Here is a 22261-nt window from a genome sequence, read left to right as displayed (position 1 = left end):
ATATTTACAACATGAGTAACATGGTGTGGACAAATCCGCGGAATTCCGGGGTATTCCATCTGTTTCGGACGTTGAAAATAAAAAAATTTCCACATGCCATGTCTTGGCTTCATGGCGTGGCCCGCGAAGTTCGACGCGTCGAAACCGTCCCGCACGGCCGTGCGCTCGAGCAAAACGCTAGGCTCTTAACGAGAACAACCGACACCCCCAGGAGGAACTGTGGCCGCAGCACGCCGTCGAGCGACCATCTACGACGTTGCCCAGGCCGCAGGTGTTTCCAAGTCGCTGGTGTCCCTGGTGCTGCGCGGCTCCCCCAGCGTCTCGGAAGCACGTCGCGCGGCAGTACTGGCCGCCATCAAGGAACTGGATTACCGCCCCAGCCAGGCCGCCACGGCACTTGCCGGCGGCACGAGCCAGACAGTCGGCGTAGTCATCGACGACTACACCAACGTCTGGTTCGTGGAACTTCTTCGCGGGCTCCAAGAAGGACTGGCAAGCGCAGGATTGCGCATCGCAGTTTCCGACCGGGCACTCAACACCCACGTCGAGTCGGACCCGCTCGATGGATTCCTCAGCACCCGGGTAGAGGCTTTGGTACTGGCCACCGAACCGACTCCTGCCATGCGCTTTTCAGCGCAGGTTCCGGTCATTGTGGCCGGCAATCGCGCCACCCAGGTTCGCGGCGCGGACATTTCTTCCAGTGACGACAGGCTCGGGGCACGCCAAGCCATCGAGTACCTGGTTTCGCTGGGCCACCGGAATATTGGCCACATCGCCGGTGGCGGCGGAGCCTCGATGCTGCGCCTGGCCGGGTACCAGGAGGCAATGAAGGCCGCGGGACTCGAAGAGCGCATCGTTTCGGTCAGCGAACTGACCACCGAAGACACCGGCTACCAGTGCGCACGGCAGCTTTTGGGCGAAGCCCCGGAAACAACGGCCATCTTGGCCGGCAACGACTCAATGGCCATGGGAGCCATGGCAGCCGCCCGGGAAGCCGGCCTGTCGACACCTGGGGATTTGTCAATCATCGGCTACGACAACTCGCCGCTCTCCGGCACCCACCTGCTGCGCCTGACAACCGTGGATAGCCGCAACCACGAGCTTGGATTGCACGTGGCCCAGCAGGTGCTCTCCCGGCTCGCCAATCCCGAACGCGAAGCCCAGCGCGTGCTGATGGAGCCGTCGCTCATCGAGCGCGGCACCTGCGCGGCACCACGCCGGCCCTGATTCCCTCCGGTTCCAAACCTTCTCCTGCAGACCCCTTGACCGCGATCTGAAATAGGTTCTAGACTCTTTTGGAGCGCTCCAAAATATTCCATGAACAGCTTTCATCCAGGAGAATTCCATGACAAAAACCATCGGCATTGCCGTCATTGGCGCCGGCATGGCCGAGCTGTCCCACATCGCTGGGTACCGCACAGCACCCACCCTCTACAGCTCCGACTTGCCGCCGCTTCGCTACGTTGCCGTGGCTGATGTGAACACCGAGCTCGCGGCCAAGGTCGCCAAGCGCTACGGCTACGAAAAGGCGCTCGGCTCCTGGCAAGAGGTGGCCGCAGATCCAGATATCGACGTGGTCTCGGTAGTTATTGCCAACCGTTTCCACCGTGAAGCCGTCGAGGGCCTGCTGGCTGCCGGCAAGCACGTTTTGTGCGAAAAGCCGCTGGCTGACACCCTTCAAGAAGCTGAAGCGATGGCCACCGCGGCCCGCAACGCCGACTCCGTGGCCCGCGTTGGCTTCACCTTCCGCCGCACCCCGGGCATCGCCACGATCCAGAACCTGATCGCCGATGGCACCCTGGGCAAGGTGCTGCATTTCTCCGGACGCTACTGGACCGACTACGGCCACAACCCGCAGGCCCCGATGAGCTGGCGCTTCAAGGGCCAGCCAGGCTCGGGCGCACTGGCCGATGTGGGAAGCCACCTGGCCTACGTTGCCGAATTCCTGGCCGGCGAGATTCTTTCGGTCAGCGGCGGCCAGCTGAGCACCAGCATCACCGAACGCTTCCTGCCAGCCGGCGCCGTCACCGGCCACGATCTCGTGGAACTGAGCGACACGTCCGAGCCGGTAGAAAACGACGACTACGCGGCGTTCAACGTACAGTTCGCCGGGGCCGCAGGCAGCCTGGAAGTTTCCCGCGTGACAGCCGGCCACCCCAATACGCTGACCTTCGAGGTCTTTTGCGAGAAGGGCGCCGCACGCTTCAGCCAGCTGCGTCCAGCGGAAATCGAAATCATGCTCACCGAGGGCCCTTCGGCAACCAACGGCTACCGCACGGTAAATCTCGGCTCGGAACACGCCTACCTCAGTGGCGGACTGCCCATGGATGCGCCAGGTGTCGGCTTCGGCCAGAATGATGCCTTCGGCTACCAGGCGCGCGCCTTCCTCGACGAGGTCTGCGGCCTGGGCAATGCACTTCCCAGCAACGCAACATTCGACGAGGGCGTGCACAATATGCAGGTCCTCCAGGCGGTCGTGCAGTCCGCTGCCAATGACGGAAAGAAGGTTTCACTGTGAAACTCGGAGTCTACAACGCAATCCTCCACAACCGCCCGCTGGCCGAAGCCCTGGAGGTCATTGCCGCCCAGGGACTGACCGGCATCGAATTGAACACCGGCGGCTTCTTGCCCCCAGTGCACGTGCCGAACATCGACGAGATCCTGGAATCCGACATCGCTCGCGATGCTTTCCTCGCCCAATTCGAAGGCACCGGCGTGGAAATCTATGGGCTGAACTGCAACGGCAACCCATTGCACCCCAATCGCGAAATCGGCCAGAAGCACGCCGAGGACATTCGCCGCTCCATCAAGCTGGCCGCGCGCCTAGGCCAGACCCGCGTGGTCACCATGTCCGGCCTGCCCGCTGGAGACCCCAATGCTTCGACCCCGAACTGGGTAGTCAATGCCTGGAATTCGGCAGCCCTGGACCAGCTGGACTATCAATTCGGGATCGCCGCGGAATTCTGGAAAGAAATCGATGAGCTGGCTGTCGAACACGGAGTCAAGGTTGCTCTGGAGCTGCACCCGCAGAACCTGGTCTTCAACCCTGCAAGCTTTCGCGAGCTGTTGAAGCGGGCGGGTACCAGCAACATCGGAGTTGAACTGGATGCCTCGCACCTCTTCTGGCAGCAGATGGATCCAGTAGCCGTTGTCCGCGACCTGGGCCCATGGGTCTTCCACGCAGCAGCCAAGGATGTGCGCGTCAATCCGAATGCGGCCATCCAGGGCGTATTGGATAACAGCTTCCGCAAGCTGGGCGAAGACGAACCACGCACCAACCTCGGCGGGGATGAATGGGCGAACGAGTGGCCGAAGAATTCAGCCTGGGACTTCGTGGCTTTGGGCAAGGGACATGACACCGCATTCTGGACCGAATTCTTGCGCGCATTGCACGAGGTGGATCCGGAAATGATGGTGAACATCGAACACGAGGACACCGAGCTAGGTGCCGTTGAGGGCCTGGAAGTCGCCGCCAAGGTACTCATTGAGGCCGACGCGGCCCTGCAAGCTTCATTGGCCGCAACCTCCTAGGATCCTCCCGCTGGCGTGCAGAAGCCCGGAATTCACCGTGTGAATTCCGGGCTTCTGGCGCATGCCGTTTTCGAAGTACTCGATGCACCTAGACGGTGCGGACAACTGCTTCGTAGTCGAAGCGTGCTTTTGGCGAGCCGATCTCGCTTTCGGCTGGCTGGCCGATATTCACGACCAGGAAACTCTTCTGATCGCCTTCCGGGAAGAACGATGCGTCGATGGCGGAGAAGTCTGCGCCGGTCATTGGACCTACCGCGAAGCCCAAGCTGCGCGCGGCCAGCATGAAGTAGCCCGCCTGCAGGTGTGCGTTGTTGTTGCCGGTGGATGCGGTGAAGTCCGCATCAGCATCGTACATGGCCTTGGGCGCGTTGTAGCCGGGCAGGAAGTTGTCCCACTGTTCGTGCCATGCGGTGTCATAGCTGAGGATCGCTACCAGCGGAGCTGCGGCGGTCTTGGCTTTGTTGCCGTTGGAGAGCGCGTCGACCAGGGTGGCGCGGGCTTCGTCCGACCGCACGTAGGTGACGCGCAGCGGCTGGGAATTGAACGCGGTTGGACCGAACTTGGCCAGTTCGTAGATTTCCTGGGCCTGCTCCTCGGTAACCTCTCCGGTGAACGCGTTAGCGGTGCGCGCCTCGCCAAAAATGGCGTTGAGCGTTGCTGTGTCGGCCTGGATTTCCTGGGATGCAACTGTCATTGATTGCCTTTCAGATCTGCCCGAGGCCACTGGTTCGGGCCATTGCCGGATACGGTTTTCTTCTATCAATGCCCAACGAGGATCGGCTGCACCTCATTCCGGCAAGCCACGTGTTCTCTGCCACACGCAGGCCGGGGCTCGCCTGGAGCTCGGCTGTCTTGCCAGCAATGCCCGCCGCACACGGGCCTAGGGTCCGGCAGGGATCCGCGAGTTTGCGGAATCCTCCCAGCTGCGATGAAGCCTGGCGCACCCGATTGCGCACAGTGCGATGATTGCGCCGAAGCAGGTCACTGCCATCGATTCGCCGCTGATCTGCCCTACCCAGCCCAGCCCCAGCGCCCCAAGTGCGGTCAGGGCGTAGCCCAGCACCCAGAAGGCGGAGCTGGCGCTGCCTCGATGCCGCAGCTCGATGCGCCGCAGTACGATGCCCAGTCCCACCGGGAACAGCGCACCATGGCTCAGTCCAGCAACCACCAGGCCAACCAGGTACACCGTGACCGCCAGGCTCCCGCCCAACCTCGGGGCAATAGCTATCAGCACTGCGCCCACCGCCAGCCCGGCATAGCCCAGCTGCACTTTTTCGCTGACCAGCTTCCCGCCCGCTTTCTGGCCCACGGCAGTGGCGGCGAAAATCAGCGAACCGATGAGCCCCAGCAGGCGCAGGTCGGTAATCCCAAAGGCGCGGACCACCAGGATGGACGTCATGGCTGTACAGCCGCCCATGACCGCAAAGCCCAGGGTCATCAGTCCGCCCACGCAGAAGTCACGTCGTGCCAAACGCGGCACCAGCGGAAGGCTGAGTTTCCATCCGCCCCGGCGGTGCGCAACACTGTCGGGGATCATGGCCAGCAGCACGATGCACAGGCCCGAAAGCACCGCGTGCACGCTGAAGGCGATCATGGGGGTAGCCGGGAAGAAGAAAGTCAGAAATGCCGCCAAGGCCGGCCCGCTGCCGAGTCCCGCCATATTCGCCAGGCTGGAAATGGCGGCACCGCGTCCGGAGCTGGAGACCAGATCCGCCAAATAGGCTGTGGCCGTACCGGTGACCAGCCCGGCGCACACCCCGGACAGGGCCCGGGCAATGAACAGCATGGGCGCGTCGGTGGCCACGGCATAGAGCATCCCGCTGGCGGCCGAGGAGAGCAGCCCGAGAATCATGACGGGCTTGCGGCCAATGGCGTCGGAGAGGGAACCGAAGATGCACAGCACCGTGAGCACCACCAGGGCGTATATCGCAAAAAGCTGGGTCGAGGCGGCGGTGCTCAGGCCGTATTCATCCTGGAGCATTGGATACAGCGCGGTCGGCATGGTGGTACCGCACATGGCGGCCGCGTAGGTTCCCAAAACGACTGCTAGCGGCCAGCCACGGGTTTGCGGCGGCTTCTCTGGCAGGGCCATGCCGGAACCTCGCTCTCGTGTTGAATAACAACCTGAGCCTAGATAAGACCTAATGTCCTGTCAATGATTATTGCTGTTGATTGAACCTCGCCAAATCAGCAGCCCCGATCAGGCCTGCCAACGGACCCAATTCGGCTTGGCTGATCTTCGCAAAGGGACGGTAGCCCCTGCCGGAGAGGGTGCGGCGGTAAGTCTCCTCCGCGGTGGCCACCAGTTGCTTCGACGCCGCGCCCAAGCCGCCGCCGATAACGATGGTCCCCGGATCCAGAACCGAGACCAGATTCGAAATGCCCAACCCGAGCCATTCGCCCATATCCGCAATGAGGTCGGCGCACGCCGGGTCGCCCTCTGCGGCAAGTCGAGTTACCTCCGCCCCGGTAACGGCGTCCGGATCATCGCCCACGGCCTCGCGCAGGCGGAAGGCCACCGGTGATTTGCTGCGCACAAGTTCGGCTCCTTCCCGGCCCAGGGCATTGCCAGAGGCGTACTGCTCCCAGCAACCGCGGTTTCCGCAGGCGCACCGGTGGCCGCCGGGAACGATCACCTGGTGCCCGAATTCGCCAGCAATCCCGGACTTGCCACGGTGGATTTGCCCTCCGAGGATGACCGCCCCGCCGATCCCCGTTCCGAGGGTCAGGCACACCATGTCGCTTTCGCCCCGGCCCGCGCCAAAACGATGCTCGGCCCAGCCGGCCGCATCAGCGTCGTTGACCAGAGTCACTTCATGTCCTACCAGCTGCATCAGACGGTCGCGCACCGGTTCATTGCGCCAAGACAGGTGGGGGCTGAACAGCACGTTCTGCCCCTTGCGGTCCATCCATCCCGCGGCTCCAATGCCCACCGGAAGACCTTCGTTGCCCTTCGAGAGCTCGCGGATCATCTCAGCCAGGGCACGTTCGGTCCCCGCCACGTCATGGTCAGGTGTCTCGCGGCGGATTTGCCCGAAGGCGTTCCCCTCTTGATCCACAAGGGCTGCAAGGATTTTGGTGCCACCGATGTCAACGCCGATGGAAAGATTTGCTGAACTCACAGTCATCTAGCTTAGACCCTCGCAAAACGCCGATGCTCCCGCTGCCGCACAGGAGCCCGGGACTGGTCCGGTGCCTGCACGGAACATCCAACGCAGTCCAGCACTTGGGCCAGCCCTGAGCAAGGTGCCCGGAAAACTCGTCCGGCGGTGCTCCCTGGCTGTTCGCGCTGTGAAGTGCAACTGCTCGAGCTCGCGCAAAATGCCCGCAAACCGGAGTTTGCGAGCATTTCGCGCTAGCTGCTACTTCTCGTCATCGAGCTCGTCGTAGACGTCGGGTTCGGATGGGGCCGATTCCTCAGTGCCCTGATGTCTCGGCAGGCCTGGGTACAGGCATCTGGATGGCTCCGGTCTGGATCTGCTCGAATTCATCGGGTGTGACCACCGGAATTTCGTAGCCTTCCTTGTCGATGAGCTTGCCGCCCACGTAGTGGTCGCCATCGAGCAATCCGCAGATCTCCTCGGTCTTGACCATGCGCGGCGGAGCCGCCGAGAAGACCGATGCATCCTTTGTATTCCCGAACTTGAGTTCGTTGAACAGCAGGTTCAGCAGCACGGCCATCACGGCCGCCGAGGAAATCCCGGAGTGGAAGATCGTCTCGAACCACGTGGGGAATCCAGCGTAGAAGTCCGGCTTCACAATCGGGATGCAGCCAAAGGCAATCGATGCCGCGACGATCACCAGGTTCATGCCGTCGTACTTCACCTTGGACAGGGTCCGGATCCCGGAAGCGGCGACGGTGCCGAAGAGCACGATGCCTGCGCCGCCGAGCACCGGAGTCGGGATGGCAGCGACCACTCGTCCGAGGATCGGCAGCAAGCCGAGCACGACGAGGATGCCGCCACCGGCCGCGACAACGAAGCGGCTGGTGATGCCCGTGATGGCCACCAGGCCGACATTCTGCGCAAAGGCCGACTGGGTGAAGGTATTGAAAATCGGCGCCACTGCGGAAGAGGCCATGTCGGCACGCAGGCCGTCGGCAATGCGCTTGGAATCCACCTTCGATCCGGCGATCTCGCCCACAGCGAGGATGTCTGCGGTGGTTTCGGTGAGGATCACCAGCACCACGATGGTCATCGAGATGATGCCGCCGATTTCGAAGACCGGCATGCCGAAGGCCAGTGGCTGCGGGAAGGCGAAGATCGCGCCGTGCCCGACCTGCGAGAAATCGGCCATGCCCAGCAGCGCTGCGGCGACGGTGCCCAGCACGATGGCCAGCAGGATCGACATGCGGGAAATCGCCGCATTGCCGACCTTGGACAGCAGCAGGACCACCAGCAGTGTTCCGGCGGCCAGGCCGATGTTGGCCAGCGACCCGTAGTCATCGGCCTTGGCGTCCCCGCCCATGGCCCAGTTGGCCGCGACCGGGGTCAGCGAGATGCCGATCATCGTAATGACCACGCCGGTGACCACCGGCGGGAAGTACCTGACAATGCGGGCGAAGAACGGCGCTATGAGGAAGCCGATCAGCGCTGCGACGAGCACGGCCCCGAAGACCGCCTGGATTCCGCCTCCCCCGTTGACGATGGCCACCATGGTAGCCACGGATGCGAAGGACGTGCCCTGGACCAGCGGCAGCTGCGCCCCGAAGAACGGGATGCCCACGGTTTGCAGGATGGTGGCCAGCCCGCCGACAAACAGGCAGCAGGCGACCAGCAGGCCCACCTCGTCCGGGGCCAAGCCGGCAGCGTTTCCGATGATCAGCGGCGGGGCGATAATGCCGCCGTACATCGTCAGGACATGCTGCAGGCCATAGGCAAAGGACTTCCCCAGAGGGAGCTTCGCGTCCTCGGGACGATTGCCTTTGATAGATTCATCTTGTGTAGCGCTCAAGGCTGACCTCCTACGTCAGTCGCTGCCAAAGGTGTGCCGGCGTGCCAGCGCCGGCCCACCTTCAACGCCGTTCAGTTAGATAAATGCCGGAATATTGGCCCAGATGGGGTGATTCGCCTCGGTGCCTTCGCGGGTGATCGTCGCTTCGATCAGGCCGTATGGGCGATCCGCGGCGAAGAAGACCTCATTGGGGTTGTCTTGGCCGAAGACTTCCAGGTCAACCAGGAAGTGGTGCTTGTTAGGCAGGGACATCTTGATTTCGGCGATTTCCGGATGCGCTTCGAGCACTGCCTGCCCCATCTGGAACATGGTCTGCTGCAACGCGTACGAGTGGGTGTCGGCGAAGCGGGTCAGCAGCAGGTGGCGCACCGAGGTGTAGACCGCGTCGAAGTCGATGCCCTGGGCGATGGCCTGGCCGGTGTAGCGCCAGCGCGCAGTCACGTCGGTGGCCAGGATGCGGTCGGTGGTTTCCTTCAGGGTCGTGTACTTGTCCACCGGGAAACCGTGGAACTCGCTGCCCGTGGACTTCAGGACGGTGAGGTCCTCCAGGCCGGCAACGATGGACTTCTTGCCTTCGGCGTCGATTTCCAGCACGGCGGTGCGCACTTCGGACTTGTTCTGCGAGAAGGCGTGGTCATGGTCGTTGATGCGGTCCCAGAAGAACTGCTGGGCTGCCCAGCGGCCGCCGGTGATCCACTCGAATTCGCCAGTGAAGTGGTTTCCCAGCTGCACCAGGAACTCCTCGATGGCGCCCACGCCGTTGCGGGCCAGGCCATAGACGGTGTTCTTCTGGGTGTCAGTGGCGACGACGCGGCCGTTGTCGCCGTCCTGGTGCGCGGCGGTGAAGTCGCCGTGCAGCTGGCTGGTGACGTTCAGGTCCTGGATCTGGTGGCGCACGGTGTCGCGGGTGATCTTGACCAGGCGGACTTCGGCCTTGCCGTACTGGTTGGAGCCCAGCACGATCTTGGTATCTGCTGGGGCGGTGATTTCGGTAGTCATTGTTCTAACTCCCTCGGTACGTGGAATATGCAAACGGGCTGATAAGAAGAGGTACGTGGTAGTGCTCGTCGACGTCGTTGACGAAGAAATCGATGCTTACCGCGGGGAAGAAGCTTTCCGTTCCCTGCTTCCCGAAGTAGCCGCCGGTTTCAAAGGAAATCCGGTAGCGGCCGGCTTCAACCTGTATCGGTCCGAGGTTCTTGATGCGGCCATCGGCATCCGTGGAACCCGAGCCGATTTCTTGCCAGCCGGATGCCGTCTTGGCTTCCAGCGTGGCCTTGACACCGGAGGCAGGCCTCCCGGTCCCGGTGTCGAGTATGTGGGTGGTGATGTGGCTGCGTTCGCCATTTCCATCTGCCATGTTCATCTCCTGGCTGTCGGAGGGATTGGTATCGATAAATGCGCAGGGGTTCACCCCGGGCATGGGCTTAGTTGTCCACCGAGTTCTCCAGCCGCAGCAGCGCAATCTGGCGCAGCTGCTCGGCTACTTCAAGCAGTTCGGCCTGTTCTGCGTTGGCCAGCCGGCGTTCGCATTCGGCAAGGATTTCTTCGGTGCTGCGGCCGGCGGCGCGGATGAGGAAGACCCTGTTGAAGCGCTGCTCATAGGCCCGGTTGGCTGCTGCCAGGCGGCAGGCGACATCGTCATCAAGGTCCAGGCCTGCCTGTTCGCCGCGGGAGAGGTCCGCTTCCTTGCTGCTTCCCTGCGCCTGTTCGCCGATGCGCGGATGGTGGGCCAGGGCGGCGGCAATTTCCTCGCGGCTGAAGGGAGCGACGTCCTGGAGCGCAAAGCTGGAAAGCGCATCGAAGCTGCTGAAAGGACGGGCGGAAACAAGGGCATCGATCCAGCGGTCGACATCGACGCAGGGGCGCAGGAAATCAGCGGCCTCGGCTGCGGGCAATTGGTTGAATACGTCTAAACGCATCGGGTGATCAGCTCTTTTCAAACGGTCGTTCTTTCCACGGACCTTGGCTGAACACCCTTACCACCGAAGGAGACTTCGGCTTCGACTCGATGCTGGTTTCGTGGAACCTTGTGTGACCACTGTAATCCACCTCACAGCGTCGCAGTCAAGCGAAAGCTGGAAAAACTTTAACAAGTGTGACTTTTTGCCGGTTTCCATATTGTGGATAGATAATTTTGCGCCCAGCTATTGCAAACGCTCCGACCTAGCCCACATAATGGTTTCACAACACAGAAGATAATTTCCATATTGTGGAAATGCGAAATCGTGAAGGAGGGTCGCAATGACCGCTATCAACCCAAGCAAGATCAACTGCACACCGGAGGGCCAGCGCCTCATTGCCACCACCGACGCCTTGCGCACCGGACTGTTCCAGCCCATCGAGAACCTGGATCCGGATATTGCCCGCCAGCCGCGGATCACCCGCGAGGCTCCCTCGCTGTGGAGCCGCCTGTTCGGCCAGCACCCGGGACGCTAGGCGTCCCCTGAAGACCACGCAGAGGCCAACCCCTGAGGCGTCGGGACCTGGCCTCTGCGTTTTTTTAATTCCAGCTGCAGCGCCTCGCGCCAGCCCGGCTAGTCCTCGCCGAATCCCATGAAGTCGGCCGCAGCGGTGCTTGGCGCCGCCAGCATGCCGACCATGGAATCGACCAGGAAGTAGCCCAGCGATTCCCAGTTGCCCTGCTGCTTGCCTTCATTGACCGTGCGCTCGTACTGCGCGCACAGCCCCAGGAACATCGGACCGAGAATCAGCGCACGCGACCTGACCACGACCTCCGGAATGCCCTCGAATTCCTTGCGAGCACGTCCTGGGCCCGCCACGCTCAGCACCTCGTTGCGCAGGCTGTCGCCCACAATCGCCGGCAGTCCTGGATGCAGCCGTGCCTGGTAGAGGAATTGCGCCCGCCAGGAGGGCCGCGGCAGCGCGTCAAAGGAATAGATCCAGGGAAGGGTCCGCACGGTGACCACCTCGCGCAGGCTCGCCTCCGGTCCGCCAGCAAGGGATGGCAGGCGGTTGCGGCAGCTGCGCATGTCGTCCAGCGCCCGCTGGAGCATGGCCTGCAACAGGTCCTCGCGGCTCCCGAAATGGTATTTGATCGCCGAATGGTTGGCAGTACCGGCATGCTCGGTAATTTTCCGATTCGATACGGCGTCTATGCCGTGGCTCGCGAAGAGCTCTTCTGCCGCATCGAGCAAGACCTCCCGCGCCTTATCGCCGTGTCGGCTCACCATTCCCGCCTTTCCTCGCATCATCTCGTCCCGGCGTCCAGGAAGTGAACCTCGGCACAGTTGCTGACAATTTTACGCCATGTGGCGTAAATTAGTTGTTAGTATTCAACTAAAGACCTTGGCGGGTTGCCTCGCACCCCGCTGCAGACCGAGAATCCAAGGAGCAGGCGCAGTTGAGCAACGACGCCGCAGTCACTGAAAACCCGCCGCCCTCCCGCAGGGCCAAGCACGAGAAGCAGCCTCTTTCCGAGCAGGAAGCGGCCGCCAAACGCGCCAAGGCCGAAAAGATCGGCAGGACTGTCGCAGTGTTCATCATGCCATTGATGATCGTGGGCATGATGATCTGGGGCTACCTGGGGGCCATGCACCACCAGTCGGCCGCGAACATGCCGGTGGCCATTTCGTCCACCAGCAGCGCAGCGGCCAGTGACTTTGCCCGGGCGCTGGAGGACAGCAATGCTGAGGCCGTGGACCTGCGCTTCGTGGACTCGGCCCGCGAAGCCCGCGAGCTGGTCTACGACCGCGAAGTCACCGCTGCGGTGGACCTCGATGGCGATACGGCCACGCTGTACACCGCCAGCGGCGCCGGCATGTCAGCCACCTCGGCCATCACGGCCGTGCTCACGCCGGTCATCATGGAGCAGTCGCTGAAACTGGCTTCCCAGGATCTGGTGCCGCTTCCGGAGAACGACTCCATGGGCATGGGCGCCATGCTGCTGGCCACCGCGATGATCACTGCCGGCTACATGCCCTGGTCGATGGCCTTCTCGAACTCCCCGGAACTGCTCAAGCGCCGCCGCGCGCTGCCGCTGCTGGGCGGATGGTCGATCCTGCTCTCCGGGCTGGGTATCCTCGTCGGCGGCCCGATCCTGGGCGTCATTCCTGCCGCGAGCATCCTGCCCGCGTGGTCGACCCTGGCCTTGGGCGTCTTCGCCGTGGGCGCCGGGCAGCTGCTGCTGACCCGCATATTCGGCGCCATGGCCGTCATCCCCGGAATGTTCCTGTTCATGGTGCTGGGCCAGCCGGCCTCCAATATGGGCATGTCGGTCTACACCCTGCCGAAGATCTTCCCGTTCCTGCACCAGTTCCTGCCGATGCCGGCCCTGGGCGAAGCCATGCGCTCGGTGCTGTACTTCAACGGCGACGGAGCGGCCCGGCATATCCTGATTCTCGCCGGCGGTGCCGTCGCGGCGCTGCTGCTGGTCGCCCTGCTCGATGCCCTGCGCATCGCCAAGGGCAAGAGCGATATCCCCACCCAGATCAATGTCGCTTCCCTGCATGGCGGCCCGCGCCCCAAGAACAAGGCGTGGCGCTACATCACCTTGGCCGCGCTGCCCTTCGGCATGATCGCCATCATGCTCAGCTCGATGCTCGGCGCCATGCAGACCCCGGTGCCACGCGACATGCCGGTAGCCGTCGTGGGCTCCTCCGTGGAGCAGGCCCAGCAGACCGTGGATTCGCTGAACGAATCCATGGAGGGCATGTTCGAGTTAACCGCCATGGACAATGCCGCTGACGCCCGGTACCTGGTCGAGTCCCAGGAGCTGACAGGGGCCTTCGTGCTGCCTTCGGAGCAGAGCCCGGAAGCTGCCGTCTATACCGCCCAGGCTTCCGGCAACGCCGCATCGCAGCTGGTGGTCCAGGTGTTCACGCAGATCGGCCAAGCGCAGCAGATGGACGTGGACCACCAGGAGCTGGCCCCGCTTCCGGAGCACGACAATATGGGCACCGTGGCCATGTACCTGGGCATGGGCTGGGTGATGGCAGGCTTCATGGTCATCATGGTCGGCGCCACCGCGGCACCGCACATGGCCCCGCTGCAGAAACTGGTCCCGCTGGTGACCGTGTACTCGGCCTTCATGTCCGCCGTGCTCTGCCTGATCGCCGGCCCGTTCACCGGGGCAGTGGAGGGCCACTTCGGGCAGCTGTTCAGCGTCGGCATGCTCGCGATTTTCGCGGTGGCCATGCTCACCACGGTATTCAACCGCCTGCTGGGCATGGTCTGCCTGGTCCCGACCATGCTGATCGTGATGTTCCTGGGCGTCCCCGCCTCCAATGGCGGGCTGTCCATCTACATGGAACCGCGCATCTTCACCATCCTGCACGACATCCTGCCGATGCCGGCTGCCGTCGAAGCCATCCGCGCGATCGTCTACTTCGACGGGGTCGGGCTCGGCTCCCACCTGGTGGTCCTGGCCATTTGGGCCTTGGCCTGCCTGGCCGTGACCATGGTCATCGACCAGCTCAAGCCGGTGCAGACCTCCAGCCACCCGGTTTCCGCCGAGGAGCTCGCCGCGCTGCAAGGCCGGGCGCTTGAAGCCAAGGCGAGCGAAGCCGCGGCATCCGCCGACGCCATCGACGCTGAAGCCGGGGACTTGGCAGACGCCGAAGCCGCGGCCGGCGAAAGCGGCACTGGAGACCGGGAGAAGGACGCGGTCAGCGTCTAATCAGTCCTTCTCCCCTGCAGATGCGGGCCGGTTCATGGATGTGAACTGGCCCGCATTTTGGTGTCCCCTAGCGATCGATCTTGGCTACGGTGAGCAGCACGCTGGAATCCTGCGTGGCGCTGATTTTCAGCCTCCCCTCGGGAAGCACAATGAGATCCTGGCTGCGCCCCTCCCACTGGTTGCCCATGGATGAAACGGTGACCCTGCCCTGGAGGACCAGCAGTGTCGCTTCGCCGGGATTCACATGTTCTTGCAGCTCGGTGCCGGCCGTGAGCCCAATGACGGTTTGGCGCAGGGTGTGATCATGTCCGCCGAAAACCGTGCTGGCAGCTCGGCCATTGGTTGCATCCGCGGCTTCCCTCAGCTGGGTTCGGGCGATGGCGGCCAGCGAAAACTTCTTCATCAAATCCCTGCATCTCATCTCTCGGGCTGGATACTCCGGGCTGATTAGCCTGTGCTGCTACAAGACTGTCCCCGCACCGGGGCAAAGGTCAAGGAAAGCGCGGGGACTACTTCAGTACCAATTGAGCCAGCACCGGCAAGGCAATGACCGACAGGACGCAGGTGATCACGATGGCCACCGCGGTCGGCTCGCCATCCCCGGTGTCGTTCTGGGCCATGATGTAGGCGGTTGCGCTGACCGGCATGGCCGCCATGAGCACCGCGGCATTGAACCAGATGCGATCCAGATCCGGGGCGAAAACAAGCAGCATGGCCACCGTCAGCAATGGCATCGCCACGAGTTTGCCCAGCACCATGGCCGCGATGGAGGTTCTCGCCCAGCTGCCGCCAGCCCCAGAGCCATCCGGAGCAACCGGTGCATGCTTCCTGGCACGCGAACGGTCAATGGTCCGCTTCAGCGACATGCCGATGACGAAGAGCGCCCCCGGGGCGGCCGCGGCGGATATCAGGTCAACGGTGTCGTCCACCGGCCGTGGTACGGGCACACCGAGGATTGCTACCGTGCCGCCAAGGACCATGGCCCAGGTGACCGGGCTGTAAACCAGGGCATTGCGGATGGTCCGGGCGATGCGCGCGGCGCTTGCCGGATGCTGACCTCCTTTGCCGTTGGGCAAGAGAATTTGGGCGAGGATGGGGAATCCGACCATGAAGATGATGTTGTGGACCAGTTGCCCCATGCCCGCGGCGAACCCGGCTTCTGTGCCCATGACGCCGAGGATAATCGGGATTCCCAAGTACGACACGTTGCCGAAGCTGGTGGTCAGCATGCCGGCGAGCGCCCGCGCCCGGTTTGCGCACAGCAGATAGCGGAAAGCCAGCCAGCTGAGCAGGGCGAAAAGCAGCGCGGAGACGATACTGATCCACAGGAATGCGAGCGGCACGCCTTCGCTGATATCCGCCCGGGCTACCACCTTGTAGAGCAGCGCCGGCAAGGCGACATAGAAGACGAACACATTCAGTGCCGGTTCCACGCTGGCCGGGAATTTGGGTGCATGGCTGGCGCCGTAGCCGATGAGCATGACGAAGAACAGCGGCAGCACACCATAGAGCACGTCGAGGAACACAAGCCTCCTTAGGAGATGTTCGGCCGGGGTTGCGGGGACCGAGCACTTCAAGGTTAGTTGCTTTCCAGGCTGATCCGGGAAATGCGCTCGGGGGCGCTTCGCAACATGCAGCCGAAAACTGGGGTTTGGCGGCGCAAATTCCTAGGATGAGACCACGCGCCTCGTCCCAATACTGTTGAGCTTTCCGCAAGGAGAATTGATGTCCCACTCACTTGGAATCCCGCATGCCCCGCGCACGATTGCCATCACTGGCGCAGGATCAGGCATAGGCCGCGCCACCGCCCGCCTGCTGCTGGGGCAGGGATGGAATGTGGTGCTCGCCGGGCGCACCGCGGCTAACCTGCATGAGACGGCGCAAGGCCACGGTTCCGCCTTGGTGGTCCCCACGGATGTTAGTGATCCGCAGGCTGTGGAACACCTGTTTGCCGAAGCGGCGCAACGTTTCGGCAAGGTCAATGCACTGTTTAATAATGCCGGAATTTTCGGTCCCTCGGCAGCCATCGATGAGCTGAGTCCGGCCCAGTGGGATGAGGTTTGCCGGGTCAACCTCACCGGGGCCATCAACGCGGCCCGCGCGGCCTTTGCCCATTTCAAGGCCAACGGCGGGGGACGCATTATCAACAATGGATCGATTTCAGCGCAGGTTCCGCGCGTGAACTCCGTTGCCTATACCGTCACCAAGCACGGCATCGCCGGCCTGACCAAATGCCTAGAACTTGATGGACGGGAGCACCGGATCAGGGCCACGCAGCTCGATATCGGCAACACCGCCAGTGACCTGCTCGATGATTTCGGTGCCACCCAGGGTGCCTTGCAACCGGGCGGCCAGCGGCTCGTCGAGCCGACATTCCCGCTGGCCCAAGCCGCTGAAGCCGTTGCGTACATCGCCGGGGTTCCGATCGGTACGTCCATCAACCAATTCACCATCACCGCTGGCGGCATGCCATACATCGGGCGAGGCTAGTCCGCGGGCAACGGGAGGGAGGCATTGGCTTGCAAGTAGATTCTCCGGCTACGTGCGGCAATGCTCCGCGCCATCAGATCCTCATGGGGCTTCTGGTTGCACTGCACGGCAAGAACCTGCCAGAACTGCGCCAGTGGCTCGCCGATGATGTGGTGTGGGAGTTCCCGGGTGAGCAGATTCTCCGTGGGCGCGATGCGGTGGAGCAGTGGGCCCAAGCTCTCCCCGAGGCCACCAGATTGCAATTCCTGAGCATCCTCACCCATGGCAAGGAAGGAAGCGCCGATGGGTCTTGGCCAGTGGCGGCAAGGAAACGCCTTTCAGCCACGTGCTGCGTTTTGCCTCGGCCGGCAAGACCGCGAAGCTGGTAGCCGCTCGCAGCTACTTTGCTGGTTCTTCCCCTGCCGGGCAAAAGGCCTAGAAGAATTCCGCCAGCAGCGCTTCGAGCTTCGCAAAAGCGGAATTCCATGCCTTGGTGCTGGATTCGATAACCTCATAAGGCAATGGGGTTTGGGTCAGCGTCAGCATCGTCTGCCCGGCGAATTCCTTGAATTCGATACGGGTTTCAATCACGAGGTCCAAGGTCATTTCGTGCGGGCCGTCGGCACTGACCAGGCATTCGTATTCGTCGAAAGACGTCAGGACCGCCTTGAGCGGCACCTTGGCATCCGGGTTATCAGCCTGCACCATGTTCAGCTCATGCCGGCCGCCGACCTTGGCTTCGAATACGACGGAATCTTCCTCGACAAGCCAGCCATCTGGGCCCCACCACTGGGCGATGATTTCCGGCTCGACGAAGGCAGCCCAAACGGCGTTCTTCGGTGCGGAAAATTGCCGGGCGACTACGAGTTCAGTCATCGATTCCATAAGGTCAATATTATCGCGGCCCGCCATCAGGTTCAGCTGCGGGCGCCGCTACCCCTGCGGACGGCGAGGCTCCATGCGGCTCGCAGTGTACAGCGTTTGCTCATCCGGCGAGGTTCCGGCAGCTTCATGGGCGCGCATGACCTTCATTGCACGGTCCCATTTGATGCGTTCGCGAGGGCTAGCGAGGACACGGCGCTCGGCCGGACCGAAGATGGACAATCCCAAGTACTTCAGACGCCAGAATATGCGGTAGCCGACGCTTAGTCCGGTGGTATCGGAAATGATCGGCAGGGGTGATTCATCCATGATTGTCGTCCTCTTCGGTCATTGGGTTTGCGAGTACTGGCACTTCAATCATACGTCATTAGTTGGTGCACCAACTAAATGGGGTTCTAGCTTTTCGGAGCGTTCGAACCTGCAGCAATAATGCGGTCCAGGATGCCGCGCAGCTCCAGCACATCCTTGTCGGTCAGGGCAAGCCGGGCCATCATTTCGCGCGGCACCTCCACCGCTTCAGCACGCAGCGCGGCACCCTTCTCGGTGGGCTGAATGATGACGGCCCGCTCATCGTCCGGGTTCTTCGTCTTTGCCACCAAACCGGCAGTTTCGAGGCGCTTGACCAACGGGGAAAGCGTTCCCGGATCCAGGTGCAGATGCCCGCTGAGGGCACGGGCGCTGATCGGCCCCAAGTCCCAAAGGGCCAGCATCACCAGGTACTGGGGATGCGTCAGCCCCAGCGGATCCAGCACGGGCTTGTATGCCGAGATCACCGAGCGCGAGGCTACGGCCAGGCCGAAGCACACCTGCTTTTCCAGCTTGAGAAGATCTTCGTCGCGAAGAATAGCACTGTCCACGTTGTCGCAAGCTCCTTGAAAGATGCCTAATACCACTGCATATACCACTGCATTGATCGTACCGCGGTCGAGAATACCGTGCCCGGGCCGAAAGCTGCCCCGGGTCGCAGCGCCAATTCCAGTTGCGTTCGAATCGGTGGCGCAAGTAGTCAAAGCGGGCCACAGTGAATAGCCTTGGCATATGAGCAATCTTGAGCACCGGCCTGAGGAGATCGGCTGCAGTGCAGTGCGTTCCCAGGCAGAGGTTGAAATCCTGGAACCACGCGAAGTGCCCTTGGGCGGTCCGCGGGCAATGACGGTCTTCCGGACACTGCCGCAAAAGCAGCGCAGCCTGATCGGCGCTTGGTGCTTCCTGGACCATTACGGTCCTGACGATGTCGCAGTCACCGGCGGGATGAACGTGCCTCGTCACCCGCACACCGGACTGCAGACTGTCTCTTGGCTCTTCACCGGAGAGATCAACCATATGGATTCGGCCGGGTTCACGGCGACCGTGCGACCCGGCGAGGTCAATCTGATGACCGCCGGGCACGGAATCAGCCATTCGGAGATCCTCACCGAAGACACCACCATCCTTCACGGCGCCCAGCTATGGACCGCGCTGCCGGATCATGCACGGGATATGGAACATACTTTTGAGAACTACCGCCCGGAAGCGCTCACCGCTCCCGGCTGGTCGCTGTCGGTCTTCCTTGGCACCTACGGGGTGTCGGGCAAGTCGTCCACCTCCCCGGTGAAGACGCACACCGAGCTCGGTGGCGCCGAACTGCGCCTTGAACCGAACACCGAGATCGAAGTGGTTGTCCCCGGGCACCATGAGCACGGGATCCTCCTGGACTCCGGCAATCTTGAAGTCAACGGCCATGAACTCGCTCCACGCGATCTCGGGTTCGTGCGTGCGGGATGCACGACCCTGCGCCTGAAGTCCGGGGACCAGCCGGTTCTAGCGCTGCTCATCGGCGGAGAGCCGCTGAAGGAAGACATCCTGATGTGGTGGAACTTCGTAGGCCGCACCCATGAGGAAGTCCTCGCGTTCCGCGCGCAATGGCAGGCCGAGATCGGGGCCGAGCCCGGGGATGCCTTCGAGGATCGCTTCGGGCCTTTCTCGCCTAATACTCCGGCAGCCTTGCCGGCTCCAGCACTTCCCACCGTTCGCCTGCGCCCGCGCGTGAACCCCGCCTAACCAATAAGGAACTCCCAATGAGCGACATCAAACCAGTATTCCTGCCCGAGCGCCAGCGCTTCGCCCTCGACGATGACGGCAAGATCATCGGAGCGGCGCACTACCGCGATTTTGATGGGGCCCAAGGCGTCGAGCGGATCTTCTTCCACACCACCGTGGATGAGGAATACGGCGGACAGGGCCTAGCCAGCGTCATGGTGAAATTCGCGCTGGAGAACACCATCGCCAGCGGTGCCAGGATCGTTCCGGTCTGCCCGTACGTGAAGGCCTACGTTGCCAAGCACACCGAGTATGCGCAGCATATCGTGGAACCGGACAAGGACCACCTGGGCATCCTGCCGCGCGGCTAAACCGGAGATCTCAGGGGTTCATCTTGAGGCCGCGTGCGGCCAGCTCGTCGCGGAGGATGCGGATGGCTTTCGGGCCGACGCCGTGCAGCGCGAGCAGCGCCGCGGTGCCGGCTTGCCCCGCCTGCTCGAGACTGGTGATGCCGGCCTGCTCGAAAGCCCTGGCGGCGGGGTTGCTCGTCTTGGGAAGCTCTGTGTCCATGATCCCAGCGTAGTCAGGCTGCTGGCTGCGCAACAGGTTTGGTGCGCGGCGAGATCGCGATCAGGACCAGAATCAGCAAGAGGCTGAAGCTGAAGACCGAGATGAACTCCATCCCGGTGGCGGCCATCGCGAAGATGACGCCACCGATGGCGGTGGTTCCGGCGTTGCCCAGGGAGTCGGCCACGGTCATTGCCGATGAGTTGAATCCCTGTTCATCCTTGGCAGACAGGGCCAGCATGTTCACGTTTTGCCGCGGGAAGATCATCCCCATGCCGAAGCCGCCCACGGCCCATCCGCAGACCAGCACGAGGACCGGCGGATGGAAGATCGCGGTGGCCAATGCGGTTGAAATCGCTACGCTGCCGGCGATCGCACCCACGGTGATGCAGGTGGAGGATTCCACCTTATCCCCCAGCTTTCCTTGCAGCCATGAACCCACCGACCAGCACAATGCCGAGGCCGTCAGGATCAGGCCCGCCCGGTCGGGACCCAGCTGGTAATCCTCGCGCAGCAGGTACGGCAGATAGACTTCCACGCCGAAGAAGGCCCCGGCCACGAAGATGCGGGTCATGATGGTGGACGGCAGCCCCTTGGCCAAGCTGAACGTGCCCTTAGGCAGCAACGGGCGAATTGCTGCAAGGGCTACCGCCAATGCCAAGACCAGTCCCAGAAGGGACCAGCTGCCCTGCGCATTGCCGAGCAAGTTCATGCAGATGACAGCCAGTCCAGCCAGGCCGGCCAGCATCAGCCGCTTCTTGGAAATCGGCCCCAGGTCCGGATTGCGCTGGGAGCTCAGCGACTTCAACGCCGGCACGATCCCGCAGAACGCGAGAACCACCAGCACCGCCACGCCGGAGAACACCCAGCGCCAACCGAGGTGCACGGCCATCAAGCCGGCCAGCCAGGGGCCGATCAGCGCCGGGACCACCCAGGCGGTAGCGAACAGGGCGAAGATCTTGGAATGCAGATGCGCAGGATACGCGCGGGCAATGAGCACGTAGATGGCGACGGTGATCGCGCCACCGCCAATTCCCTGCAAGATGCGCCCGGCAATCAGGACCTGCATGTTCTCGGCTGAACCGCAGATCAGCAGCCCAATGCAGAAAACGGCCACGGCGATGGACAGCGGGTGCTTGGGCCCCCACCGGTCGGTGACTTCTCCGGCGGCAACCATCCCCAGCATCCCGCTGGCGATTGGCGCGGCAAAGGCCAGCGCGAAGTAGCGTTCGCCCTCCAGCAGCTCGCTGACCAGTGGCATTACCGTGGTCACGGCCATGGATTCGAAAGCGACCAGGAAGACGAGCACGAACATGCCAAGGGTGGTGGCAAGATACTGCGGAGCATAGATCGTGGACTCGGCGCGCTCGGCTGATTGGCTGCTGCGGTTCAGGGGCATGCATCCATGATCTCAGGTTTCCCCTAGCCGCCGATCACGTGCAGGCTGAAGGCCGCCAGGAAGCCCGAGGTCACCAGCAACCCGGTGTAGTCGTGCTCCACCTTGTAGGCTTCCGGGATCATGGTGTCGGCGATCATCGTCAAGATGCCTCCGGCAGCGACCGCGGTGGCGAAGGCCAGCACTTCACCGGGCATGGATTCCAGCAGCAGCGCTCCGAGGAAGGCAGCGATGCCGCAGGAAATGGCTATCGATCCCCAGAGCAAAACGATCGAGGACCCCTTGCGCCCGGACGCTTTCATCTGTGCGGTACTCGCCAGTCCCTCGGGGACATTGGAGATGAATATGGCGATGAGCATCGCCGGATTAATGCTCGCGGTGGCGACCACGGAAAGTCCAAGGGCCACGGACTCGGGAATGCCGTCGATGAGTGCACCGACCGCGAGCGCGGTTCCCGATGGCTCCTGCTCTCCTGCGCGCTGCGCCTGCCGCTTTGAGGTTCTCCAGGCCAGCAGCCGGTTCGCGCCGAAATACAAGGCAGCGCCCACGATCACGCCGCCCAGCGTCGCAACGAGGCCGCCAGTTTCATAGGCTTCGAGCACCAGCTCGAAGGCCAGTGCGCTGACCAGGACCCCGGCACCGAAGGCCATGATGGCGCTGACCCAGACCTTGGGGATCTTCAGCCACCAGGCCGCGCCAGATCCCAGCAGCAGGGCCGAGCCGGCCACAGTGCCCCACAGCAAAGCCTGCATCGAAGCGAACATGGCACCCACTATAGCCAGCAATTCGCTGGCTTAGTAGGTGCC

At 62.8% G+C, this 22261-nt stretch carries 26 protein-coding genes; 9 read left to right on the top strand and 17 right to left on the bottom strand.

The genetic code is table 11. The features are described 5' to 3' along the window. Positions 1 to 219 precede the first annotated feature (219 nt). The 3 genes from CQ012_RS11605 to CQ012_RS11595 all read left to right on the top strand — a co-directional run bounded on the left by CQ012_RS11605 (position 220) and on the right by CQ012_RS11595 (position 3531). Positions 220 to 1227, top strand: coding sequence for a LacI family DNA-binding transcriptional regulator (locus CQ012_RS11605; protein ID WP_105662237.1), 1008 nt, complete (start codon positions 220 to 222; stop codon positions 1225 to 1227). Positions 1228 to 1345: 118 nt separating this feature from the next. Continuing rightward, positions 1346 to 2518 carry a Gfo/Idh/MocA family protein gene (locus tag CQ012_RS11600; protein WP_105662236.1) on the top strand — a complete coding sequence of 391 codons (1173 nt, stop codon included), beginning with the start codon at positions 1346 to 1348 and terminating at the stop codon, positions 2516 to 2518. Then, complete coding sequence (locus CQ012_RS11595) at positions 2515 to 3531, top strand: sugar phosphate isomerase/epimerase family protein (RefSeq protein WP_105662235.1); 1017 nt, start codon at positions 2515 to 2517, stop codon at positions 3529 to 3531. Before CQ012_RS11600 ends, CQ012_RS11595 begins: the two co-directional genes overlap by 4 nt. 88 nt (positions 3532 to 3619) lie before the next feature. Here CQ012_RS11595 and CQ012_RS11590 read toward each other — a convergent pair whose 3' ends face one another. From CQ012_RS11590 to uraD, 7 genes are all read right to left on the bottom strand, one after another. Further along, positions 3620 to 4225, bottom strand: a complete 606-nt coding sequence (locus CQ012_RS11590) for a malonic semialdehyde reductase (protein WP_105662234.1) — start codon at positions 4223 to 4225, stop codon at positions 3620 to 3622. 186 nt (positions 4226 to 4411) lie between these two features. Continuing rightward, on the bottom strand, positions 4412 to 5623 hold the full coding sequence (locus CQ012_RS11585; RefSeq protein ID WP_105662233.1) for an MFS transporter: 1212 nt from the start codon (positions 5621 to 5623) through the stop codon (positions 4412 to 4414). A gap of 67 nt (positions 5624 to 5690) precedes the next feature. Then, positions 5691 to 6653 (bottom strand): ROK family protein, encoded by a 963-nt coding sequence (locus tag CQ012_RS11580; RefSeq protein ID WP_286134656.1) that lies wholly within the window; start codon positions 6651 to 6653, stop codon positions 5691 to 5693. Between the two features lie 295 nt (positions 6654 to 6948). Further along, on the bottom strand, positions 6949 to 8484 hold the full coding sequence (locus CQ012_RS11575; protein ID WP_105656556.1) for a nucleobase:cation symporter-2 family protein: 1536 nt from the start codon (positions 8482 to 8484) through the stop codon (positions 6949 to 6951). A 75-nt stretch (positions 8485 to 8559) separates the two neighbouring features. Continuing rightward, the gene (pucL, locus tag CQ012_RS11570; RefSeq protein ID WP_105656557.1) at positions 8560 to 9483 is read right to left on the bottom strand and encodes a factor-independent urate hydroxylase; all 924 of its coding nucleotides are present in this window, start codon (positions 9481 to 9483) and stop codon (positions 8560 to 8562) included. Positions 9484 to 9487: 4 nt separating this feature from the next. Continuing rightward, positions 9488 to 9844: a hydroxyisourate hydrolase gene (gene uraH, locus CQ012_RS11565; protein ID WP_105656558.1), complete on the bottom strand. Its 357-nt coding sequence runs from the start codon at positions 9842 to 9844 to the stop codon at positions 9488 to 9490. Between the two features lie 67 nt (positions 9845 to 9911). Beyond that, a complete protein-coding gene (gene uraD / locus CQ012_RS11560; protein WP_105662231.1) occupies positions 9912 to 10406 on the bottom strand; it encodes a 2-oxo-4-hydroxy-4-carboxy-5-ureidoimidazoline decarboxylase in 495 nt (164 codons plus the stop codon). Between the two features lie 322 nt (positions 10407 to 10728). Here uraD and CQ012_RS11555 point away from each other — a divergent pair, with 322 nt between their 5' ends. Continuing rightward, entirely contained in the window at positions 10729 to 10923 is a 195-nt protein-coding gene (locus CQ012_RS11555; protein ID WP_105656560.1) for a hypothetical protein, read from the top strand. 98 nt (positions 10924 to 11021) lie between these two features. Here the strand turns inward: CQ012_RS11555 and CQ012_RS11550 are convergent, their stop codons facing one another. Further along, positions 11022 to 11678 carry a TetR/AcrR family transcriptional regulator gene (locus CQ012_RS11550; protein WP_181149066.1) on the bottom strand — a complete coding sequence of 219 codons (657 nt, stop codon included), beginning with the start codon at positions 11676 to 11678 and terminating at the stop codon, positions 11022 to 11024. A gap of 170 nt (positions 11679 to 11848) precedes the next feature. Between CQ012_RS11550 and CQ012_RS11545 the strand changes: the two genes are divergently transcribed. Then, a complete protein-coding gene (locus tag CQ012_RS11545) occupies positions 11849 to 14122 on the top strand; it encodes an ABC transporter permease (RefSeq protein ID WP_105662229.1) in 2274 nt (757 codons plus the stop codon). Between the two features lie 67 nt (positions 14123 to 14189). Here the strand turns inward: CQ012_RS11545 and CQ012_RS11540 are convergent, their stop codons facing one another. Further along, the gene (locus CQ012_RS11540) at positions 14190 to 14525 is read right to left on the bottom strand and encodes a cupin domain-containing protein (RefSeq protein WP_105662228.1); all 336 of its coding nucleotides are present in this window, start codon (positions 14523 to 14525) and stop codon (positions 14190 to 14192) included. Positions 14526 to 14631: 106 nt separating this feature from the next. Beyond that, a complete protein-coding gene (locus tag CQ012_RS11535; RefSeq protein ID WP_105662227.1) occupies positions 14632 to 15648 on the bottom strand; it encodes an AEC family transporter in 1017 nt (338 codons plus the stop codon). 199 nt (positions 15649 to 15847) lie between these two features. Here CQ012_RS11535 and CQ012_RS11530 point away from each other — a divergent pair, with 199 nt between their 5' ends. Then, complete coding sequence (locus CQ012_RS11530; RefSeq protein ID WP_105662226.1) at positions 15848 to 16612, top strand: SDR family oxidoreductase; 765 nt, start codon at positions 15848 to 15850, stop codon at positions 16610 to 16612. Here CQ012_RS11530 and CQ012_RS17905 read toward each other — a convergent pair. Next, positions 16609 to 16827, bottom strand: a complete 219-nt coding sequence (locus CQ012_RS17905; protein WP_286134654.1) for a hypothetical protein — start codon at positions 16825 to 16827, stop codon at positions 16609 to 16611. The genes CQ012_RS11530 and CQ012_RS17905 overlap by 4 nt on opposite strands. Here CQ012_RS17905 and CQ012_RS18010 point away from each other — a divergent pair. Then, positions 16762 to 16980, top strand: a complete 219-nt coding sequence (locus CQ012_RS18010; protein WP_353616150.1) for a hypothetical protein — start codon at positions 16762 to 16764, stop codon at positions 16978 to 16980. The genes CQ012_RS17905 and CQ012_RS18010 overlap by 66 nt on opposite strands. A gap of 46 nt (positions 16981 to 17026) precedes the next feature. On the opposite strand, the gene CQ012_RS11520 is transcribed toward CQ012_RS18010, so the two are convergent. The 3 genes from CQ012_RS11520 to CQ012_RS11510 all read right to left on the bottom strand — a co-directional run bounded on the left by CQ012_RS11520 (position 17027) and on the right by CQ012_RS11510 (position 18330). Next, complete coding sequence (locus CQ012_RS11520; RefSeq protein ID WP_166650752.1) at positions 17027 to 17467, bottom strand: SRPBCC family protein; 441 nt, start codon at positions 17465 to 17467, stop codon at positions 17027 to 17029. A 57-nt stretch (positions 17468 to 17524) separates the two neighbouring features. Next, complete coding sequence (locus CQ012_RS11515) at positions 17525 to 17782, bottom strand: hypothetical protein (RefSeq protein ID WP_286134083.1); 258 nt, start codon at positions 17780 to 17782, stop codon at positions 17525 to 17527. 86 nt (positions 17783 to 17868) lie between these two features. Then, positions 17869 to 18330, bottom strand: a complete 462-nt coding sequence (locus CQ012_RS11510; RefSeq protein WP_105656568.1) for a MarR family winged helix-turn-helix transcriptional regulator — start codon at positions 18328 to 18330, stop codon at positions 17869 to 17871. Positions 18331 to 18511: 181 nt separating this feature from the next. Between CQ012_RS11510 and CQ012_RS11505 the strand changes: the two genes are divergently transcribed. Then, on the top strand, positions 18512 to 19513 hold the full coding sequence (locus CQ012_RS11505; protein ID WP_105662223.1) for a pirin family protein: 1002 nt from the start codon (positions 18512 to 18514) through the stop codon (positions 19511 to 19513). A 17-nt stretch (positions 19514 to 19530) separates the two neighbouring features. Next, complete coding sequence (locus CQ012_RS11500) at positions 19531 to 19863, top strand: GNAT family N-acetyltransferase (protein WP_105662222.1); 333 nt, start codon at positions 19531 to 19533, stop codon at positions 19861 to 19863. A 10-nt stretch (positions 19864 to 19873) separates the two neighbouring features. Here the strand turns inward: CQ012_RS11500 and CQ012_RS11495 are convergent, their stop codons facing one another. From CQ012_RS11495 to CQ012_RS11485, 3 genes are read right to left on the bottom strand one after another with little or no spacing between them, the layout of a single operon-like run. Continuing rightward, a complete protein-coding gene (locus CQ012_RS11495; RefSeq protein WP_105656632.1) occupies positions 19874 to 20062 on the bottom strand; it encodes a helix-hairpin-helix domain-containing protein in 189 nt (62 codons plus the stop codon). A gap of 13 nt (positions 20063 to 20075) precedes the next feature. Beyond that, positions 20076 to 21458, bottom strand: coding sequence for an MFS transporter (locus tag CQ012_RS11490; protein WP_105662221.1), 1383 nt, complete (start codon positions 21456 to 21458; stop codon positions 20076 to 20078). Between the two features lie 23 nt (positions 21459 to 21481). After that, entirely contained in the window at positions 21482 to 22219 is a 738-nt protein-coding gene (locus tag CQ012_RS11485; protein ID WP_105662220.1) for a ZIP family metal transporter, read from the bottom strand. Positions 22220 to 22261 lie beyond the last annotated feature (42 nt).

Origin of the sequence: Arthrobacter sp. MYb214 (assembly GCF_002979865.1) — a bacterium.
Classification (GTDB): domain Bacteria; phylum Actinomycetota; class Actinomycetes; order Actinomycetales; family Micrococcaceae; genus Glutamicibacter.
This window is presented reverse-complemented; position numbering and strand designations above follow the sequence as displayed.

Excerpts from the sequence above, each read along its gene's own strand:
- CQ012_RS11600 (WP_105662236.1), top strand. The coding sequence starts at position 1,346 with ATGACAAAAACCATCGGCATTGCCGTCATTGGCGCCGGCATGGCCGAG.
- CQ012_RS11590 (WP_105662234.1), bottom strand. The coding sequence starts at position 4,225 with ATGACAGTTGCATCCCAGGAAATCCAGGCCGACACAGCAACGCTCAAC.
- CQ012_RS11585 (WP_105662233.1), bottom strand. The coding sequence starts at position 5,623 with ATGGCCCTGCCAGAGAAGCCGCCGCAAACCCGTGGCTGGCCGCTAGCA.
- pucL (WP_105656557.1), bottom strand. The coding sequence starts at position 9,483 with ATGACTACCGAAATCACCGCCCCAGCAGATACCAAGATCGTGCTGGGC.
- uraH (WP_105656558.1), bottom strand. The coding sequence starts at position 9,844 with ATGGCAGATGGAAATGGCGAACGCAGCCACATCACCACCCACATACTC.
- uraD (WP_105662231.1), bottom strand. The coding sequence starts at position 10,406 with ATGCGTTTAGACGTATTCAACCAATTGCCCGCAGCCGAGGCCGCTGAT.
- CQ012_RS11555 (WP_105656560.1), top strand. The coding sequence starts at position 10,729 with ATGACCGCTATCAACCCAAGCAAGATCAACTGCACACCGGAGGGCCAG.
- CQ012_RS11550 (WP_181149066.1), bottom strand. The coding sequence starts at position 11,678 with ATGGTGAGCCGACACGGCGATAAGGCGCGGGAGGTCTTGCTCGATGCG.
- CQ012_RS11540 (WP_105662228.1), bottom strand. The coding sequence starts at position 14,525 with ATGAAGAAGTTTTCGCTGGCCGCCATCGCCCGAACCCAGCTGAGGGAA.
- CQ012_RS11530 (WP_105662226.1), top strand. The coding sequence starts at position 15,848 with ATGTCCCACTCACTTGGAATCCCGCATGCCCCGCGCACGATTGCCATC.
- CQ012_RS11520 (WP_166650752.1), bottom strand. The coding sequence starts at position 17,467 with ATGACTGAACTCGTAGTCGCCCGGCAATTTTCCGCACCGAAGAACGCC.
- CQ012_RS11515 (WP_286134083.1), bottom strand. The coding sequence starts at position 17,782 with ATGGATGAATCACCCCTGCCGATCATTTCCGATACCACCGGACTAAGC.
- CQ012_RS11505 (WP_105662223.1), top strand. The coding sequence starts at position 18,512 with ATGAGCAATCTTGAGCACCGGCCTGAGGAGATCGGCTGCAGTGCAGTG.
- CQ012_RS11500 (WP_105662222.1), top strand. The coding sequence starts at position 19,531 with ATGAGCGACATCAAACCAGTATTCCTGCCCGAGCGCCAGCGCTTCGCC.
- CQ012_RS11495 (WP_105656632.1), bottom strand. The coding sequence starts at position 20,062 with ATGGACACAGAGCTTCCCAAGACGAGCAACCCCGCCGCCAGGGCTTTC.
- CQ012_RS11490 (WP_105662221.1), bottom strand. The coding sequence starts at position 21,458 with ATGCCCCTGAACCGCAGCAGCCAATCAGCCGAGCGCGCCGAGTCCACG.
- CQ012_RS11485 (WP_105662220.1), bottom strand. The coding sequence starts at position 22,219 with ATGTTCGCTTCGATGCAGGCTTTGCTGTGGGGCACTGTGGCCGGCTCG.